Origin of the sequence: Winogradskyella vidalii (genome assembly GCF_013403955.1) — a bacterium.
GTDB classification, from domain to species: Bacteria; Bacteroidota; Bacteroidia; order Flavobacteriales; family Flavobacteriaceae; genus Winogradskyella; species Winogradskyella vidalii.
The window spans coordinates 309,116-328,458 of the sequence record NZ_JABFDG010000004.1 but is presented as its reverse complement, the minus strand read 5'-3'; the positions used below and the strand labels follow the sequence as shown (position 1 = coordinate 328,458).

The 19,343-nt window shown below is 35.6% G+C and carries 15 protein-coding genes and 1 pseudogene; 13 read left to right on the top strand and 3 right to left on the bottom strand.

All coding sequences use genetic code 11. The features are described from left to right. The first annotated feature begins 74 nt into the window (after positions 1–74). The 7 genes and pseudogenes from hemA (at position 75) to HM982_RS11835 (ending at position 7,092) form a co-directional block, all read left to right on the top strand. Positions 75–1,322 carry a glutamyl-tRNA reductase gene (gene hemA / locus HM982_RS11860; RefSeq protein ID WP_179353448.1) on the top strand — a complete coding sequence of 416 codons (1,248 nt, stop codon included), beginning with the start codon at positions 75–77 and terminating at the stop codon, positions 1,320–1,322. After that, positions 1,315–2,895: a hydroxymethylbilane synthase gene (gene hemC / locus HM982_RS11855; protein WP_179353447.1), complete on the top strand. Its 1,581-nt coding sequence runs from the start codon at positions 1,315–1,317 to the stop codon at positions 2,893–2,895. The genes hemA and hemC overlap by 8 nt, the downstream gene beginning before the upstream one ends. Before the next feature lie 117 nt (positions 2,896–3,012). Beyond that, positions 3,013–4,044, top strand: a complete 1,032-nt coding sequence (gene hemE, locus HM982_RS11850) for a uroporphyrinogen decarboxylase (RefSeq protein WP_179353446.1) — start codon at positions 3,013–3,015, stop codon at positions 4,042–4,044. A gap of 232 nt (positions 4,045–4,276) precedes the next feature. After that, positions 4,277–5,062 (top strand): EI24 domain-containing protein, encoded by a 786-nt coding sequence (locus tag HM982_RS11845; protein ID WP_179353445.1) that lies wholly within the window; start codon positions 4,277–4,279, stop codon positions 5,060–5,062. Between the two features lie 46 nt (positions 5,063–5,108). After that, positions 5,109–5,462 (top strand): annotated as a pseudogene (locus HM982_RS18540) (transposase); the annotation flags it as partial. Between the two features lie 273 nt (positions 5,463–5,735). Then, positions 5,736–6,638, top strand: coding sequence for an oxygen-dependent coproporphyrinogen oxidase (gene hemF, locus HM982_RS18535; protein WP_317167430.1), 903 nt, complete (start codon positions 5,736–5,738; stop codon positions 6,636–6,638). A gap of 67 nt (positions 6,639–6,705) precedes the next feature. Beyond that, a complete protein-coding gene (locus HM982_RS11835; RefSeq protein ID WP_179353443.1) occupies positions 6,706–7,092 on the top strand; it encodes a YchJ family protein in 387 nt (128 codons plus the stop codon). Between the two features lie 66 nt (positions 7,093–7,158). On the opposite strand, the gene HM982_RS11830 is transcribed toward HM982_RS11835, so the two are convergent. Beyond that, on the bottom strand, positions 7,159–9,795 hold the full coding sequence (locus HM982_RS11830) for a DEAD/DEAH box helicase family protein (protein ID WP_179353442.1): 2,637 nt from the start codon (positions 9,793–9,795) through the stop codon (positions 7,159–7,161). Between the two features lie 134 nt (positions 9,796–9,929). Here HM982_RS11830 and hemB point away from each other — a divergent pair, with 134 nt between their 5' ends. Together hemB and HM982_RS11820 are read left to right on the top strand one after the other, a co-directional pair. Next, positions 9,930–10,922 (top strand): porphobilinogen synthase, encoded by a 993-nt coding sequence (gene hemB / locus HM982_RS11825; protein WP_179353441.1) that lies wholly within the window; start codon positions 9,930–9,932, stop codon positions 10,920–10,922. Between the two features lie 164 nt (positions 10,923–11,086). Further along, positions 11,087–11,494, top strand: a complete 408-nt coding sequence (locus HM982_RS11820) for an Lrp/AsnC family transcriptional regulator (RefSeq protein WP_179353440.1) — start codon at positions 11,087–11,089, stop codon at positions 11,492–11,494. A 25-nt stretch (positions 11,495–11,519) separates the two neighbouring features. On the opposite strand, the gene HM982_RS11815 is transcribed toward HM982_RS11820, so the two are convergent. Next, complete coding sequence (locus HM982_RS11815) at positions 11,520–12,248, bottom strand: GLPGLI family protein (RefSeq protein ID WP_179353439.1); 729 nt, start codon at positions 12,246–12,248, stop codon at positions 11,520–11,522. 67 nt (positions 12,249–12,315) lie between these two features. On the opposite strand from HM982_RS11815, the gene HM982_RS11810 reads away from it, so the two are divergent. The 4 genes from HM982_RS11810 to HM982_RS11795 all read left to right on the top strand — a co-directional run bounded on the left by HM982_RS11810 (position 12,316) and on the right by HM982_RS11795 (position 15,960). Then, the gene (locus HM982_RS11810) at positions 12,316–13,449 is read left to right on the top strand and encodes a CNNM domain-containing protein (RefSeq protein ID WP_179353438.1); all 1,134 of its coding nucleotides are present in this window, start codon (positions 12,316–12,318) and stop codon (positions 13,447–13,449) included. A gap of 1 nt (position 13,450) precedes the next feature. Continuing rightward, positions 13,451–13,924, top strand: a complete 474-nt coding sequence (locus tag HM982_RS11805; RefSeq protein ID WP_179353437.1) for a methylated-DNA--[protein]-cysteine S-methyltransferase — start codon at positions 13,451–13,453, stop codon at positions 13,922–13,924. Positions 13,925–14,049: 125 nt separating this feature from the next. Continuing rightward, complete coding sequence (locus tag HM982_RS11800; RefSeq protein ID WP_179353436.1) at positions 14,050–15,201, top strand: serine hydrolase domain-containing protein; 1,152 nt, start codon at positions 14,050–14,052, stop codon at positions 15,199–15,201. Positions 15,202–15,246: 45 nt separating this feature from the next. Beyond that, positions 15,247–15,960, top strand: a complete 714-nt coding sequence (locus HM982_RS11795) for a 3'-5' exonuclease (protein WP_179353435.1) — start codon at positions 15,247–15,249, stop codon at positions 15,958–15,960. Positions 15,961–16,014: 54 nt separating this feature from the next. Here HM982_RS11795 and HM982_RS11790 read toward each other — a convergent pair whose 3' ends face one another. Further along, positions 16,015–19,239 (bottom strand): S8 family serine peptidase, encoded by a 3,225-nt coding sequence (locus tag HM982_RS11790; RefSeq protein ID WP_179353434.1) that lies wholly within the window; start codon positions 19,237–19,239, stop codon positions 16,015–16,017. Between the last annotated feature and the right edge of the window lie 104 nt (positions 19,240–19,343).

The window sequence follows — 19,343 nt, the reverse complement described above, 5'->3', positions numbered from 1 at the left end:
TGTTTTTTTATAAATATCACAATTACATTTGCGCTGTTACTTTCCAAAGTCAGGTAAACGAGCGAACGCAACACATGCAACATAAGAGTACATATTTTTATGCTATTGGTCTCAGCTATAAAAAAGCAGATGCCGAAGTGCGCGGTCATTTTAGTTTAAGCGACACCGCAAAACAAAATGTTCTAACACAAGCTAAGCAAACCGGAGTAGAAAGTCTAGTGGTGGTTTCCACTTGTAATCGTACAGAATTATACGGCTTTGCAGAACATCCTTTTAAGCTTATCCAGCTGTTGTGTAATAACACCAAAGGTACAGTTGACGAATTTCAGGAAGTTGCATATGTACACAAAAATAAAGATGCCATTAACCACATGTTTCGTGTTGGTTCTGGACTAGACAGTCAGATTCTAGGAGATTTCGAAATTATTTTTCAACTTAAAGCTGGTGCAAGAGCCTCTAAAAAAGAAGGTTTATTAAACTCCTTTACAGAACGTTTGGTAAATGCTGTGATACAAGCGAGCAAACGTATAAAAAACGAAACACAATTATCCTCTGGCGCAACATCAGTGTCTTTTGCTTCGGTGCAATACATTATGAAAAATGTTGAGCAAATTTCTAAAAAGAACATTTTACTCTTTGGAACTGGAAAAATTGGAAGAAACACCTGTGAAAATCTAGTAAAACACACTAAGAACCCACACATTACCTTAATTAACAGAACAAAAGACAAAGCTGAAGAAGTTGCTGGTAAATTTAACCTCGTTGTTAAAGACTACGATAACTTAGAAAAAGAAATCAATGCTTCTGATATTGTTATTGTAGCTACAGGCGCACATCAACCTACAGTTTATAAAGATTTAATTTCAACTCAGAAACCCTTATTAGTTTTAGATTTATCCATACCTAAAAATGTCAACGAAAATATTAGAGAACATGCTAATATTACCTTGGTACACCTAGATGATTTGGCTAAAATTACGGATGACACCCTAGAAAAAAGAAAATCATTTATTCCAGAAGCTGAAGCTATTATATTAGAAATTACTGCAGATTTTAACGCCTGGTTAGACACTTTAAAATTTGTTCCTACTATTCAAGCTATTAAGCACAAATTAACCGATTTTAAGAATACAGAACTTAACAATCAACGCAAAAAATTGTCTGATTTTAACGAAGACCAAGCTGAAATAATCAGTAATAATATCATTCAGAAAATCACCAATCAATTTGCACATCACCTTAGAGAAGACATCGACTCTTCAGATGAAAGCATAGCGCTTATCAAAAAAATATTTCAGTTAGAAACTACCCAGAATGTCTAAAATTATTCGCATTGGCACACGCGACAGCCAGCTCGCTATGTGGCAAGCAAAAACCGTTCAATCTCAACTTGAAAGATTGGGACACAAAACCGTTCTTGTCCCTGTAAAATCAACAGGAGATTTAGTCCTCGATAAACCCTTATACGAAATGGGGATTACCGGAGTATTTACCAAAACCTTAGATATTGCCATGTTAAATGGTAGTATTGATATTGCGGTACACTCACTAAAAGACGTCCCAACTAAATTACCAAAAGGCATTGTACAAGCTGCCGTTTTAAAACGAGGCAATATTAACGACACCTTAGTTTTTAAAGACAATGAAGAGTTTCTATCGGCAAGAGAAGCAGTCATTGCTACCGGAAGTTTAAGACGACGCGCCCAGTGGCTTAACCGTTATCCAACACATACCATTGTTGGTTTGCGTGGCAACGTGAATTCAAGATTAGAAAAACTGGAAGCCAACGAAGAATGGAACGCAGCCATATTTGCAGGAGCCGGTTTAGGACGTTTAAATATAACGCCCGAAAACTCTATCAACCTACATTGGATGATTCCTGCGCCAGCACAAGGCGCCGTTATGATTACAGCTTTAGAAGCCGATGACGACACTCGTGCTATTTGCGCAGAAATCAATCATGAAGAAACTGAAATTTGCACCTCTATTGAACGTGAATTTTTAAATCGTTTAGAAGGCGGTTGTTCAGCACCAATTGGCGCCATTTGCTATATAAACAAAGAGGAAGAAGTTAATTTTAAAGGCATTCTTTTAAGTACAGACGGCTCTAAAAAAATTGAAGTCACTAAAGTGGTTCCATTAGGAAAACACGACGAAATTGCTGAGTTCTGTGCAGACTATGTTATTGGTAAAGGTGGAAAGGTTTTAATCGACGAATTAACGCAAGGCGATAAAATCACAAATATCTTTTCCACAAAAAAATTAACTAAAGACCAAGTTGCTAAGTTTCACGATGCTGTTGTGCCTCAAAGCAATGATTTTATAAAGATTAATCCCAATCGATTAGCAAAAAGCATCGTTAGAAACGAAATTGAAAACGTCATTATTACAAGTCAAAATACAGTGGAATCGTTACTCACTAACTTTTCGGCCGTAGAATTACAATTCAAAAATATTTATTGCGTAGGACGAAAAACAAAGCGTTTAGTTGAAAAACGAATCGGAAAAGTGAAGCACTACGAACAGTATGCCAAAGATTTAGCCAATCACATGGTTGAATATATGGAGGGTTCGGAAGTCACTTATTTTTGTAGCAATTTAAGATTAGATACAATTCCAGATATTTTAACCGAAAATAATATTAAAGTCAACGAGGTTGAGGCTTACGAAACCAAATTCGATAGTGAAAAAGTTGAAGGTGATTTAGATGGCGTTATGTTTTACAGTCCATCAACCGTTCAGAGTTTTTTACAACAAAATAAAGCCAAAGGCATTGCCTTTTGTATTGGCGAAACCACCGCTGTAGAAGCTAGAAAGCATTTTGAAGAGGTTAGAGTGGCTAAAGTTCCTTTGGTAGAGAGTGTGGTGGAGTTGGTGAATGCGTTTTATGAGTAGCTGTTGGCTTTTGGCCTTTAGCTGTTAGCAACACTGTTGTCATCCCTGCGCAGGCAGGAATCCAAAATAATAAAGTCTAATTAAATAGATTCCTGCCTTCGCAGGAATGACAGAAACATGATAAAAAACGATTTATTCCTAAGAGCATTAAAAGGTGAAACTGTAGAACGTCCACCAGTTTGGATGATGCGTCAAGCAGGTCGCTATTTACCTGAATTTATGGAAATCAAAGCGAAATATGATTTCTTTACACGTTGCCAAACACCAGAATTAGCCAGTGAAATTACTGTACAACCGATTCGTCGTTACGGCATGGATGCTGCTATTTTGTTTTCAGATATTTTAGTGATTCCTCAAGCTATGAATATTGAGGTACAGATGAAACCGAATTTCGGTCCTTACTTACCAAATCCTATTCGTTCGCAAAAAGATGTAGACAATGTGATTGTTCCAGATGTAAAAGAAGCTTTAAACTATGTTTACGAAGCCATAAAAGCGACTAAGGAAAAACTAAATGATGAGATTCCACTAATTGGTTTTGCTGGTTCACCATGGACTATTTTGTGTTATTGTGTGCAAGGACAAGGCTCTAAAAACTTTGATAAAGCCAAAGAGTTTTGCTTTACTAACCCAATTGCTGCTCATGGATTATTACAGAAAATTACCGATACCACCATCGCTTATTTAAAAGAGAAGGTAAAGGCTGGCTGTAATGCAGTACAAGTATTCGATTCTTGGGGAGGCATGTTATCACCTGTTGATTATCAAGAATTTTCTTGGCAATATATCCAGCAGATTATAGATGCTTTAAAAGACGATGCACCAGTTATCGCCTTTGGGAAAGGCTGTTGGTTTGCATTAGATACTATGGCAAAATCTGGCGCTTCTGCTTTAGGAGTCGATTGGACATGTTCTGCAAGAAACGCTCGTTACTTAACTGGTGGGAATATCACTTTACAAGGTAATTTTGACCCCACACGTTTATTTTCGCCACCAGCAGAGATTAAAAAGATGGTGACCCGAATGATTAACGAGTTTGGAAAAGATAAATATATCGTGAATCTAGGTCATGGTATTTTACCAAATATCCCTCTAGATAATGCTAAGGCATTTATTGATGCGGTAAAAGAATATAAGAGCCCATCCTAGCCTTCTAAGCGAAACGAAACTTATTCTCGTCTACTTTTACTCTTAAAAGTTACGCTATCCTTTTAGGTATAAAGAAATAATGAATTAGACCTACAAGGCATGTACTGAACATGATTCGGTATCTAACCTTGCAGGTCTTCAAGAAAACGCTATGTTTCTATTAAAATCATTAACTTTAAAAACTGATTTTTTTAACTAAAATAAGATTCCTGATTTCGCAGGAACAAAAGGGATGATAAAGAACATATTAAAAGGCATACAAGCGTACTCAGGCACATTCGCTTTAATTTCAAAACTAAAACTTTGGGCGTATTTCGCCATTCCTATTCTTATAAGTATTATTACGGCTACAATTATAGGAATATCTGCCTATGGTTTATCTGACAACATGGGTCGCTTTATAGCCAAAGCCTGGATTTGGGATTGGGGAAAAGAAACCTTTACCACCATCTCTACATTTATTGGTGCAATAATGATTGTAGCTATTGGTTTAATCCTTTACAAACATATTATTATGGCTTTATCTGCGCCATTTATGAGTCCAGTGTCAGAGAAAATCGAAGCTCATTTAACAGGAATAAAACCTAAGAATCATAGAAACAGCTCGTTTCAAGCACAATTATGGCGCGGTATACGAATTAATGTCCGTAATCTAGGCAAAGAACTATTAGTCACATTACCTATTTTACTATTGAATTTTATTCCGCTTATTGGCAGCATTACAGCCACTGTTATCTTGTTTTTAGTTCAGTCTTACTACGCCGGATTTGGTAATATGGACTACACCTTAGAACGTCATTTTAAATACCGTGAAAGCATTCAATTTGTTAGAAAATACAGAGGCATTGCTATTGGAAACGGTATGGTTTTTATGTTGTTTTTATTTATTCCGGTTATTGGTGTTATTATCGTTTTACCCTTGAGTGTAACGGCTGCATCTTTAAGAACGGTAAAGCTTTTGCAAAATGAAAACCTTATAGATGTAAACCATTCTACTTTAGAAAAGTTAAGTTCCTAATCCTGCAAGGTTTCCAAAACCTTGTAGGTATCTAATAAAAAGTAAAATGAAACCAGTTACCTTAGAAAAAGACAATTATTACCATATATTCAATCGTGGAATAAACGGTTGTACCATCTTCAATTCAGATGAGAACAAACGTTATTTTCTAGAATTAGCTGGAAAACACTTAACTAAAAAGGCTTCTATTTCTGCATTTTGTTTATTAAACAATCATTATCACCTGTTAATTAAAGTCAACAGTGATACAGTAGAAATAACTCAAGCTTTATCTAATCTATTTAACGCTTATTCAAAAGCATTCAACAAACAAAACAATAGAACAGGAAGTTTATTTGAAAAACATTTTAAACGAAAAAGTGTAGATTCAGAAGACTATTTTAAAACCGTTATCTGTTATATTCATCGTAATCCAATAAAAAATTGGGAACACTATACATTTTCATCTTACCATCATTATATTGAAGATAAAACGCCAGAATATTTTAAACTAGATAAAATATATTGTTTGAATTTATTTAATGACTTGAATAATCTAAAATATGTTCATATTCAATTTAAGGAAAAAGACCTACAAGGTTTTAAAAACCTTGCAGGTCAAGAAACCAACAACCATAAACCTCACAACCTGCAAGGTCTCGGAGACCTTGTAGGTTTTAAACCCGAAAATACTATCAAAAACAAATTCTTCAACTACATCCACCAATTACAAGATACCATCACTTCTAAATTAGAAGAAGTAGACGGTAAAGCCAAATTTCAAGAAGACATCTGGGAACGCCCTGAAGGTGGCGGCGGAAGAACACGCGTTATAGAACATGGAAATGTTTTTGAAAAAGGTGGCGTTAATATTTCTGGTGTTCACGGCAAATTACCAGATTCTATGCAAAAATACTTTGGTGTAGAAGACGCTGATTTTTTTGCTTGTGGATTAAGTTTAGTCTTGCATCCTACAAATCCAATGGTGCCAACAGTACATGCCAATTGGCGCTATTTTGAAATGTATGATAAAGACGGAAACATTGTGGACCAATGGTTTGGTGGTGGACAAGACCTAACGCCTTACTATTTATTTGAAGATGATGCCAAACACTTTCATCAAACGTGCAAAACGGCCTGCGACAAACATCATCCTGAATTTTATCCAAAATACAAATCGCGTTGCGACGAATACTTTTACAATGCTCACCGTAACGAAGGTCGTGGTATTGGTGGATTATTCTTTGATTATTGCAAAGCCACAGACGACATGAGCATGCAGAATTGGTACGACTTTGTCACCGAAGTTGGCAACAGTTTCCTTGAAGCTTATGTACCAATTGTTGAAAAACGAAAAACGTTAGACTACACCAAAGCGCAACGCGATTGGCAAGAAATCAGAAGAGGACGTTATGTAGAATTTAATTTAGTTCACGATAAAGGCACTTTATTCGGACTGAAAACCAATGGACGCATAGAAAGTATCTTAATGAGTTTACCACCACATGTACAATGGGTTTACGACCATCAACCAGAAACTGGAAGTGAAGAAGAAAAACTGATTAAGGTCTTACAAAACCCTGTGGATTGGGTATAAACAGTTGACACTATCTCAGACCTAGCAGGTTTTCCAAACCTTGCAGGTCTCTAAAAAAATAGCATCCATGAATTGCCATTGCGGAAACGATAAAACCTATAAAGCTTGTTGTGAAGTATTTCATCGCAACAACGGAAAAACAGACACCGCCGAACAACTGATGCGGTCGCGTTATTCAGCGTTTGTTTTAGCGAATGGCAATTATTTAATGGCCACGCACCACAAATCTACACGACCAACAAAAGAGAAAAAAGCCATTGTAAAATGGGCCAAATCTGTGCAATGGATACGACTCGAGGTTTTAGAATCAACCAAAGGAACACAAAACGACACGGAAGGTACCGTAACCTTTAACGCGTACTTTTTTGAAAACGGAAACGTAGATGTCATTCATGAAAAATCAGCTTTTGTTAAAGAGAATGACCAATGGTTTTACTTAGGGTTGAGTGAATAAACATTAAAACTAAGACCTGACCTTGCAGGTTTTAAAAACCTAGCTGGTCTGCATGATAATCTAATATTACTTCCAAACCATTACCTCTTTAGTCACCTCTTTAAAAGCATTATACACATGAAACAATCGTGCTTTTAAGAGTAGTTTTCGACCTTCTATACGACGTGTAAATATGAGTTTTGTTTTTCCGAAATGAGAATTCCAATACTTCTGAAACACTAAGGCATTTTCCTTTTTATCCCCAAACAATTCTGGAACAGGATAGAAATTTTCAACATCTAAACGTTTTCTGAAAAGATTCGTTTTTATAATTAAATATCGAGGCGATTCAATCGGTTCTAAAAGTTCGCTCAAAGCTTTGGCGAATAATGAATTTTCAAGCGCATTGGCACCGACTAAATTACACACTACATCGCCTTTTCCTAATAAATGAGAGGTCACCAAAATAGCTTTTCTGTTGGAAGTAACATATCCCAATTCGTCTAAAGTATCTAAGATAACCCATCCCATTTTTTTGATTTTTTTATAGAGGTAGCCATGACGCAGATAAAGTTTTACAGCCTTGTAAAGTTTATAACCAAAAGTACCCAAGGCTGCAGCTAAAAAAGCATAGATGAAATAGTAAACTCCGCGTTGTAAAATAAGGTTATAACTATGTACTATAAATTCAACATAAAAAAGCATTATGGCCAAGAACAATTCTACTACAAAAAACCGAAGCGCATCAAAATAATAGATTTGATTCTGCTTTTTAAAAGGCCGTTGTCCGGAATGTAAAATCTTAACTTCTTTAGTTAGTTTCGTGCCTTTTCCGATGGCATTATTCCATTTTTCGGTAATTAAAACACGTTTTGTTGCCCGATTTATCGTTTCAGCATTTAAAGTTTCAAGAGATTCTACATTAATTTCGTCAGGAATATTTAAGCGTTCAAAACCATTTGAAATAAAAGGAATGGTGCTATTTGTTACACCTACAAATGCTTCGAAGCGTCGCTTTAAAGTATCTACTTCTTTTCCACCATCTATAGCGGTTGGGTCTACACAGGCTAAATGCCAAATGTTTCCGGTTTTGTTGGGTGCCTTTGCATCTTTCCGGATGGCGCGTCCGCGCATTTGATTAGACGACACAAACGAGCCAATAAATGACGCCAAAATTAAACTGTTTATAGATGGCGCATCCCAACCTTCTCCCAACAAGGATTTTGTACCAACGAGCACTTTAATATTTCCTGCTTCAAACAATTGTGTGACGATATTAACAATAGAATTTTTAGATGTTCCTTTTGCGTTCACTAATAAAAACGACGCGTCCACATCCAAAGGCGAAAAGCTAAAATTATCTAAGGTGGTAAGCGCTTTAAAAGCATTTAAAATGGATTGATGAATGATAACAATACTTCCTGAAAGTACCGCTAATTCTTCCGGCGAATTACAAAAATGTCTTATATATTGAAAAATAGGAAGCACACCAATTCTGTTGATGTCTTCTATGCTTTCTGCTTTACTATTTAAAAATTCCTTACGAATATAATCGGTAAGAATCACACATCGTAAATCGGTTTTTAAACTTTCACGCTCAGCATTAACAATGCTTACAATACTTTTTAGTTTACTCGGACTATTAGACAACGATTTGTAAAGTAGGTTTTCGCCTATAAAATCGACGGATTTCCGTTCAAAAACATGTAATCGTCTTAAGCGTTTTTCTATAGTTGAAATGTACTTTTCTTGGTCAACTAATTGTTCTCTATCAGAAACTAAGATATTCTGAAATAAAATGCCCAACCAATGTAAATCGAGTTGAGGAAACTGAATCATTTCTTTTTTATCAAACCCTAAAACTTCTAATTTTTGATGGTCGATTTCAAAACCACAAGCATATAAAAATATGAGAATAGCCGAAAAATACTCGGTATTCACATAAAGTTCATCCAAATGCCAATTCGGGCTTTTGTAAAAACGATGTTGGGTTAAAAAGGCAATAAAGTCTTCATCCTTTAGCAATTCATCCTTAAAACCGGCAATATTTTTTCGGTATTCAACAATGAAATTTATCTCTAAATCTTCGGGTTTTGAGAAGTATACAAAGTCTTGGTGTGGACACAAATCCCCTTCACGCACCAAATCTGGAACTGCAATTTCATCATCTACTTCACCACAAAGTGTAAAATATTTAGACACTTCTGCTCTACTACTATCGTATGGCGGTGTTGCTGTGAGCGCCACCAAATAAAATTCAGAATTTCGTTTCAAGTCCATTAGGCAAGTCCACCACGCATTTTTTAAATGATGGGCTTCGTCTAAAACAAGGGTTTCAATTTGATGTTTTTTAAAGAATTGGTAGTAGTCATTTTTATCTTCAAAGGTCTTATAAAAGGCATGAAGCGACTGATATGTTGAAAAAGTAACATCACTAGGTGCTTTTAAATCGAAAGAAAAAGCTTCAAAATCGGAATTTTTCGTAAAAAAAGATTGCAATCTGTTTTCCCATTGATTCCGAATGGTCAATGTTGGCGCAAGCACCAATGTTTTCTTTCTTAGCTTCCTTACAATCTCTAATCCTAAAATAGTTTTCCCAGAACCTGGAGGTGCAATCACATGAAAATGTTTATCCGCGATATGACGATTAAAATGTTTTAAAAGTTCCGCTTGGTAGCTTCGCCATGGAAAAATAAATTCTAAATCATCTAAGGATTTGAGCACTCTAAAATGGGTTTAAATCGTTAACTTTGCAAGTGATAAAAGTAATCATAATACTCACACATAAAAAACCTCTCAGGTTTTAGATACTGAATTAAATTCAGCACAATACCTTACAGGTCTGAAAATATAGCATCATGTATCCATTACGAAGAAACAGAAGACTTAGAACTAACGAAGCCATTAGAAGTTTAGTTAGAGAAACCTACATTACACCCAACGATTTTTTAGTGCCACTTTTTGTGGTTGAAGGTAAAGGCGTAAAAGACGAAATCCCATCAATGCCAAACTACTTCAGGTACAGTTTAGATTTACTTGAAGGTGAAATAAAAGAATTATGGAGCTTAGGTTTAAAAGCCGTATTATTATTTGTAAAAGTCCCGGATAATTTAAAAGACAATAAAGGCACGGAAGCTCTAAACCCAAACGGCTTAATGCAACGTGCTATAAAAACAGTAAAAAATGTTTGTCCGGATATGATAGTGATGACAGATGTTGCTCTTGACCCCTATTCTTCAGTAGGTCATGATGGTATTGTTGAAAATGGCATAATCATCAACGATGAATCGGCCGAAGTTCTAGCAAAAATGGCTTTAACACACGCCCAAGCAGGATCTGATTTTATTGCACCTAGCGATATGAATGACGGAAGAACTTTACAAATTCGTCAATTATTAGAACAAGAAGGCTATAAAAACACGGGTATTATGGCTTATACTGCAAAATATGCTTCAGCGTTTTATGGTCCATTTCGAGATGCTCTCGATTCGGCTCCAGTTGATTTAGTAGATGTACCAAAAGACAAAAAAACCTACCAAATGGATTTTGGTAACCGTATAGAAGCCGTTAGAGAAACTTTAATTGATATTAAAGAAGGTGCCGATATTGTTATGGTAAAACCAGGCCTTTCTTATCTTGATATTTTAAGAGAAATTAAAAATGAAGTTGATGTTCCTGTCGCCGTGTATCAAGTATCGGGAGAATATGCCATGATTAAAGCAGCAGCTGAAAAAGGCTGGTTAAACCACGACCAAGTTATGCTAGAAACCACAATGGCTTTTAAACGTGCTGGTGCGGATATTATCACCAGTTATTTTGCTAAAGATGTTGTGAAAATTATTAATGGGTAAAAAATTATTCAAGTCTTAAACGTCTGATTATTTATACCAAAAAGCTTAAAAAACACTAAAAACACGCTAATCAAAACTAATTTTTAATTAATAATCAATCTAATATTCATATATTTGATTTTGAATCGTTATAACAACCCCAAAACCGATTTGCAATCGAAAAAATGGACAAAATTGACAAAAAAATAATAAAATTGCTTTCTGCAAACGCTCGAGAGTCATTTGCAAACATCGGAAAGTCGGTAGATTTATCGGCACCTGCTATTGGAAAACGTGTTAAACAGTTAGAAGAAAAAGGCTTTATTCTAGGCTATTCACTTCGACTTAATCATGATAAATTAGGTATGACTACAAGAGCGTATATCAATCTAAAAATTCATCAATCGAGCACTTTAAGAACAGCATACAATCAAATTAAAACCTTTAAAGAAGTGCAACGTTGCGACCGTGTTTCTGGTGAAGATAGTTTGTGTATTCTGGCATATTTTAAAAGCAATAAGGACCTAGTTACAATGCTAGAACGCATTTCACAATATGGTGTGCCTGATACTAGAATTATATTAGAGAGTTAATGTTTGTTAGACTAATAATTCTATATTATTTATCAGCAAAAGGATTACCGCTACGCTTTATATACTCTTCTTGTGTCATTAATTCACCTTCAATAGGCTCAAGTATATCATTAGCTTCAAGGTGATTAAAATCTATTTTCACCACTGTCCATAGCAATACAACATCTTCAATTTCCATAATTAAACCTGGTAACCCGTTAAAGCCTCTTGGCCCATGTTTGACAGGAATTTCTGGTGTAAACCAGGCTTTTAATTTCGTATCATTAAGCTTATCTATAGTTGCTAAATAGCATGTATAGCCATCTATAATTTTTGATTCTTCGGTAATAGTCCATTCTTTTGGTTCTTTAATGATTCGTTTGGTTGGTCCCACTATCGCATTTTGAGTAATACTATAATCGCGACTCCAATCATTGTAATAAATTGAACTACCTCCAGCCTTTAACCAGGCGAGATTAATTTTGCTTCTTGTTATTATAAGTCCATCATTGCCATTATTCCAACCAGGAATATCAAGTTTAGGTTCTACTTTATAAATGGCAATACTATCATTAAACACTAAATAGCCTTCTACAGGTGTTGATTCTTGCATCATTAAAAATACTTCATTCTGAGCATCAGTATTCTTAGAATTTTCAAAAGGTTGTTCTATACTGTCCTTAATGATTTCGATACGATAGGTTACTTTTCCTTTAATTTGCGCTGACAAACCATAAGAAACTAATAAACCGGTAATTAAAAGAATAGTTTTCATAATGCAATGTAATGTTTTTTTTAGGATTCATTTTGTAACTTTGTGTATCTAAAACTTCAAAACATTAATGGGCTTACTCATTTTTTACGCTGTCATATCTATCTTCTTTTCATTTATATGCTCCATTTTGGAAGCTGTTCTCTTAAGTATCACCCCAACTTTTCTTAACCTTAAGAAAAAAGAAGGCAATGCTTATGCTACAAAATTAGAAGAATTAAAAAAGGATGTTGACCGTCCGTTAATCGCTATCCTAACGCTTAATACCATTGCCCATACTGTTGGTGCTATTTTGGTTGGTGTACAAGCCAAAGTTGCATATGTAGAACTGTATGGTAGTACCGAACATAGTATTTTAGGCGTTAGTTTTACAGAAGAACTCATGGTTGGTCTTGTTTCTACGGTAATGACGATTCTTATATTAGTCGCTTCAGAAATCATCCCAAAAACCATAGGGGCAACCTACTGGAAACAACTTGCAGGCTTTACAGCTACTACACTTAATATTTTAATATTTCCTTTAAAATATACCGGTATTTTATGGATACTTCAACTAACAACTAAGCTTATTGGTGGTAAAGGTCACGGCAGTATTTTAAGCCGTGAAAGTTTTGTTGCCATGACAGAAATCGCACACGAAGAAGGTGTTTTTGAAGAAAATGAAAGTAAGGTTATTAAAAACTTACTCAACTTTAAGGAAGTCCACGCTAAAGATATTATGACACCAAGGACGGTTATGAAAGCTGAAAATGAAAACGACACGGTTGAAGCTTTTTTTAATGTCAACTCTAACATCCGATTTTCAAGAATTCCAGTATTTACAGACGATGCTGATAACGTCACAGGACTCGTTTTAAAGGATGAAGTTTTTAAAGAAATGGCCCTTGGTAATGGATCTAAATTATTAAAAGACATCAAACGAAATATTATTATAGTCAACCGAAGTTTACCAATCCCAAGACTTTTTGAAGAACTTGTAGAAAGCCGAAATCATATGGCTTTAGTCGTGGATGAATACGGTTCGGTTAGTGGTTTAGTGACTATGGAAGACGTTATTGAAACCCTTCTTGGTCTCGAAATTATGGACGAAAGTGATAACGTTTCAGATTTACAATTATTAGCCCGACGAAGTTGGGAAGCCCGTGCTAAAAAACTAGGTATATTAGAAGATAAACCCGAAAATCCTTCAGGAGAAACCAAATAAAATGGAATCCTGTATCATTAACTCACCTTTAGGTTATACTAAAATTATCGGTGATGAAAATGGTATCGTTCAGGTTACGGTTTTAAATTCCGAAGCACAAATAACAGCTAGTATTCCTGCTGTCTTAGAAGATTGTGTACGGCAACTTCAAGATTATTTTGAAGGGTCTCGAAAGCAATTCCACTTAAAACTTAATCCTAAAGGTACCGCGTTTCAAAAGAAAGTTTGGAAACACCTCAACACTATTCCATCAGGTAAAACCCTATCCTACCTTCAATTATCAACACAATTAGGCGACCCAAAAGCGATTAGAGCTGTCGCTAATGCAAATAGCAAAAACCCACTTTGGATTTTAGTGCCTTGCCATAGAGTTATTGGTAGCGACGGAAGTCTTACAGGCTATGCTGGTGGACTCTATAGAAAACAATGGCTACTTAATCATGAAAGTCAATACAAACAACAGTCCCTTTTTTAGCGATACTTTTACTATATTTAGTTTTTATACCTTTTTCTTATGAAACAGGCGCTCTCAAAAAATATCAAATCAACACGTCATATATAGCGAACAGCATGTGACCATAAAAAACTTAGAACAGACACATGAAATTCCTAAAAAACACACTTAAAGTTATCGTGGTTTTAATCGCAGTAAGCATCGCTGTTTTATATATCACAGACACAGACTACCTCTTAAAAGCGGTAAGAACAATTTATATGAACGGCCACTCAACAGCCTATTTAGAAGACTATAAAAAATTCGATAATCAGCCTATTGAAGCAAGTTCTCATCCACAACCTTGGCCAAATCACACCAATTACAACACCGTAAAAGAAACAGAAAAACTTACCGAATTAAATAATTCGTCCGGTACTATCGCCTATGTTATAATTAAAAATGATAGTATTTGGTTTGAGGATTATTACGATGGTTTTAATGAGGATTCAAAAACTAATAGTTTTTCTATGGCCAAAAGCTATGTCTCGGGATTAATGCAAAAAGCTATTCAAGATGGCTACATAAAAAGTTTAAACCAACCCGTTTGCGATTTTCTACCGGCATTTTGCGAAGGGAAAGCAGCACAAATGACGGTTGGCGATTTATCGAGTATGAGCTCTGGCACCAATTGGGATGAAGCTTATTATTCGCCATTATCCATCACTACACGTGCGTATTTTGATGATGACTTAGCCAAAGTTATAAATGGTTTAAAAATGGAGAAAGCCCCTGGTAAAAGCTATAAGTATGCTAGTGGCGATACACAAATGTTAGCTATGGTCATTGAAAAAGCAAGTGGTAAAAAACTCTATAACTATTTTGAAGAAAGTTTCTGGAAACCCTTGGGCTCAGAAAACGAAACCTTATGGCAGGTGGATAGCGAAGGTCATGATTTGGTAAAAGCCTATTGCTGTATCGCAAGTAATGCCAAAGACTTTGCGCGTTATGGGAAATTATTTAAAGACCATGGCAAATGGAATGGCAAACAGATTTTAGATTCTACATTTGTAGCCAAATCTGTAAAACCACGATTTGAAGATGGCGAAATGTACGGCTACGGCTGGTGGTTAGCAACACATAATGACAAATCTATTTTCTATATGCGTGGGCACTTAGGGCAATTAGTGATTGTGATACCAGAAGACGACCTTATCATTGTTAGATTAGGGCATACTATTGCAAAAGCAGAAGGCGACGACCATTCTCCAGATTTTTATGTTTATATTGAAGAAGCGTATGCGATGATGGAGAAATAGACTTATTTCAAATTAAAACCTATCAGGTTTAGAAAATTAACACAGATGATTTCAAAACTCAACTTAGAACATATCCTTTTCTTAGACATTGAAACCGTTCCTGAAACGGAACATTTCTCTGATCTAGATGTGACCAAGCAAGAGCTTTGGGACGCCAAATCACGCTACCAACGAAAGGACGAATTTACAGCTGAAGAATTCTACGATAGAGCTGGAATTTGGGCTGAATTTGGTAAAATTGTTTGTATTTCGGTTGGATATTTTAAGATGGAAGGCGAATCTCGAAGTTTTAGAGTCACGTCGTTTTACGGTAATGAAATTAAAATTCTACAAGATTTTAAAAATTTAATAGAAACACATTTTAGTTCTAACAAACATTTGCTTTGTGCGCACAACGGCAAGGAATTCGATTTCCCATACATTGCTAGACGTATGATTATTCATAATATAGAATTGCCACACAAGTTAAATCTCTTCGGAAAAAAACCATGGGAAGTGCCACATCTAGACACTTTAGAACTCTGGAAATTTGGCGATTATAAAACCTATACCTCTTTAAAATTATTGACTAATGTTTTGGGTATTCCATCACCGAAAGATGATATTGATGGTAGCGAAGTGTATCGTGTTTATTATAAAGAAAAAGAAGTTGATAGGATAATTGTGTATTGTGAAAAAGATACCATAGCTGTAGCTCAGATTTTCCTAAGATTACGAGGCGACGAATTGCTTCATGATAATGAAATAAAACATGTATAAAAAAAGTCCAGATAAAACATCTGGACTTTTTATTTCATCTAATTCATATGGTTATCATTCTTTAATAAATCGCTTTACTTTAGTTTTCTCACCTATATTTAATTTTAAGATATAAACACCACTATCAAATTGTGATACATTAATTGTAGATGTATACCTTCCTTCAGCCACAACTTGACCCAGCATATTTACAATTTCATAGGTTTGTGCTTCATAACCTAATAATTCAACATTTAATGTTTGTTTCACAGGGTTTGGATACACATTAAAATATTGATTTGGATTATCAGCAATAGTTCCTGGATTAGAATTCAGATTAGAATTAGAATTTCCTAAGCAAAAATTAGTGGTTTGAGAACTTGTAAATTGCCCGCCTGATGCTAAAATAATTCCTGTATCTGAGTTTGTTAACGTGTACGACCCATTACCATAAGAGCAGCAAATTCCATCACCATAAGCATCGGTAATTACAAAATCGTAACAGCCATCGTCTAAACAACCAACGTCAATTGTTAAAGTAGAACCATCTGCCTGAGAACCATATGTTCCTCCAGAAGCTACCGTAGTACCAGAGGCATTTTTAATACTCCAAGCTGTTTCTTCAGGGTAATTATCAAACGTAATGGATAGTGACACATCAGAACATGAAACTGTATCTCCTTCAGTAACAACAATAGACCTTGTAAGTTGTGTGGCAGGATTTCCAGCGGCATCGCTAACATTATAATACTTTGTGTAGGTACCTGCAACATTGGTATTCACTGTTCCTGTAATAACAATACTAGATGTTAAACTCCCATCAATATTGTCTGTTGCAGTTGCGCCTAACTCGGTATAAGTATCACCAACTTCAAAATTAATTGTAGAGTCGCCATTTAAAGTAATAACAGGTGCTGTTGTATCTGGAGTACCTCCAATTAAGTTAACCGTATAATCTTCAACTTCACCATAGGTAAATGACTGACAAGCTGTAGGAACCGCATTATAACTCATAGACACACGCATTCTTGTGTTTCCAGAATGGGTTCCGGAAGGAATTGTAAAACTTCCACTAACAGGTGATGTTTGAGTTGCCGCTTGCGAGAATACTTGTTCTCCTGCATCTGAAAAATCGCCATCATTGTTGTAATCAATCCATACCGAATAACCTTCGGCATAAGTGGTTCCTGTCCAAGTTGGAGTTACAGTTACCGTATAAATTTGACCTTGCGTTAAATTGGTTGAGATATTGGTGAAATCGGAATAAAATTGTGCTCCAGAGGAATTATTAATAGTTCCTATTTGTACGCGACTAATAAATTCGTCATTAACATTACTACTTGTCGATGTACAATAATTAAGCTGTACTTCTGTAGTTGTAAAATTCACAGAACTTGTATAACTGGATGTTGAGCCATCTGCACATTTACTTCTTACTTGTACTTGATATGCTGTTTCTGGAGATAAACCAGATAATGCCATTGAAGTTCCTGAAACCGAAGATGTCGTCCAAGTTGATGTGCCTGATTCTCGGTATCTAAAATCATAAGATGCAGCAGCAACCGCATCCCAAGAAATAGTTGCTGTTGAAGAACCATAACCATCAACAGCTAATCCTGTTGGTGTAGTTGCACTACAAACTTCTGCCGTTCCAGTTAATCCTGTTACAATTAAAGAATAATTTTGACTTCCACCAGTTAATGAACCTTTGTGCGTAATAGTAATGGTATAAGTCCCTGATGCATTTGCTACATCCACACGTTCGTAAGGATCTTTTGTATTATCTCCTTTACCATTTGTAGAGACGCCTGTTAGTCGCCAAGGTGAGTAGGTTGTTCCACTTTTGGTAACTTTAATATCTAAATCATTAACTAAATTAGAAGCCGTAGAATTTACCGTAGTTGAAGCTGTTCCTGCTCTATCGGTCCAAGACACAGAAGCATACAAATCATTAATACCATCAGAATTGACTGTAATTTCATACGATTGCCCATTAGATAATGTTAACTCTTCAACTATAGATTCGTCGCCATTATTTGTTATCGCTTCAGCAGCGCGCTTACTATTCATTAAGCCCCAACCAAAAATAGCATCTGGACCCGTAGACCCAACATCATCTGCCGTATGAAGCGTTAGACCTTTTAAAGTGGCAGCACGCATATAACTACCATTAACATTATTTGCATGCTGTTGTAATAATAATAAAGATCCAGCAACATTTGGCGATGCCATTGACGTTCCTGTTATACTATTATATGCCGTATCACTAGACTCATAGGTAGAATATACGGAAGTTCCATTTCCGGTGATGTCTGGTTTAATTCTATAATCATCCGTTGGCCCTTCACTACTGCTACTATTAATTGTAACACTCACTAAATTTCCGTTGTTATCAATATTAGCATCATTCGCATTAGCCACAACCAATCCATTTTTTGCGGTAGCATGTCCAGATAATTTATCATAAGATGAATTACCATCTAAAGGTGATGAATTTGCAGAATTGTCTGAACCATCATTCCCTGCAGCCACAACCATTAAATAATTTGGTGCATTAAACATAATCTGATCCCAATCTCTGGAATCTGTAATATAACCGCCAAAATAATACGCAGGAAGTTGCGGTTGTCCATAAGAATTTCTAGCAGCATAGCCATAAGAATGATTAGATATTAACATCCCATTTCCTGCTGCTGATGTCGCTTCAGAAGTATCATTATTCCAATCGTAACCTACAGCACTAGCGTGTGGAGCCATACCTTTTGAATTTGCAACAACACCAGAAGCAATTATAGTTCCAGTAACATGAGCAGAATGATAATTTAAAGTTGACGTACCATCACCTATTGAAAATCGGTTGTTACCACCTGGCCCATCATATTCTTGGTGTGTGCTTCTTGCTAAACCTCCATCCCAAACATGAGCTGTCATATTCAGACCATCGAGACTTAAGCCTAACGAGCCCCCAGAATTTAAATGATTTGCCCGTGTAGATTTTGCTGCTGCGACATTAAATGTGCGATAATAAATAGGTTTCCCTTCCGATGAAATTTTCTGAAGTTCCATATAAGCATCTTCAGTTTTAATTATAAGTGGCCAACCATTAACCAATGCCATTTGCGTAGCAAAATCTTTCTCGGCTTTAGCTTTTTTCTTAAAATTTTCACTTAAGTCTTGAATTACTTGTTGATTATACCTACTTGTAATTTGTTCTTTTTGGGGATTAGTTTGTGCATATACTGACATCATAGACATCATGAATACAATTACACAAATCCCATTTAAATAGTTTTTTTTCATAATAATTATTAAAATTTAGGGGTTATTTTTGCTTTAATCTCTTTCAAATTATTAAAATTATGTTAAGATAGAGACCTTAAAAAATCGTTTTCGATGAAATACAT

Excerpts from the sequence above, each read along its gene's own strand:
- hemA (WP_179353448.1), top strand. The coding sequence starts at position 75 with ATGCAACATAAGAGTACATATTTTTATGCTATTGGTCTCAGCTATAAA.
- hemC (WP_179353447.1), top strand. The coding sequence starts at position 1,315 with ATGTCTAAAATTATTCGCATTGGCACACGCGACAGCCAGCTCGCTATG.
- hemE (WP_179353446.1), top strand. The coding sequence starts at position 3,013 with ATGATAAAAAACGATTTATTCCTAAGAGCATTAAAAGGTGAAACTGTA.
- HM982_RS11845 (WP_179353445.1), top strand. The coding sequence starts at position 4,277 with ATGATAAAGAACATATTAAAAGGCATACAAGCGTACTCAGGCACATTC.
- HM982_RS11835 (WP_179353443.1), top strand. The coding sequence starts at position 6,706 with ATGAATTGCCATTGCGGAAACGATAAAACCTATAAAGCTTGTTGTGAA.
- hemB (WP_179353441.1), top strand. The coding sequence starts at position 9,930 with ATGTATCCATTACGAAGAAACAGAAGACTTAGAACTAACGAAGCCATT.
- HM982_RS11820 (WP_179353440.1), top strand. The coding sequence starts at position 11,087 with ATGGACAAAATTGACAAAAAAATAATAAAATTGCTTTCTGCAAACGCT.
- HM982_RS11815 (WP_179353439.1), bottom strand. The coding sequence starts at position 12,248 with ATGAAAACTATTCTTTTAATTACCGGTTTATTAGTTTCTTATGGTTTG.
- HM982_RS11810 (WP_179353438.1), top strand. The coding sequence starts at position 12,316 with ATGGGCTTACTCATTTTTTACGCTGTCATATCTATCTTCTTTTCATTT.
- HM982_RS11805 (WP_179353437.1), top strand. The coding sequence starts at position 13,451 with ATGGAATCCTGTATCATTAACTCACCTTTAGGTTATACTAAAATTATC.
- HM982_RS11800 (WP_179353436.1), top strand. The coding sequence starts at position 14,050 with ATGAAATTCCTAAAAAACACACTTAAAGTTATCGTGGTTTTAATCGCA.
- HM982_RS11795 (WP_179353435.1), top strand. The coding sequence starts at position 15,247 with ATGATTTCAAAACTCAACTTAGAACATATCCTTTTCTTAGACATTGAA.
- HM982_RS11790 (WP_179353434.1), bottom strand. The coding sequence starts at position 19,239 with ATGAAAAAAAACTATTTAAATGGGATTTGTGTAATTGTATTCATGATG.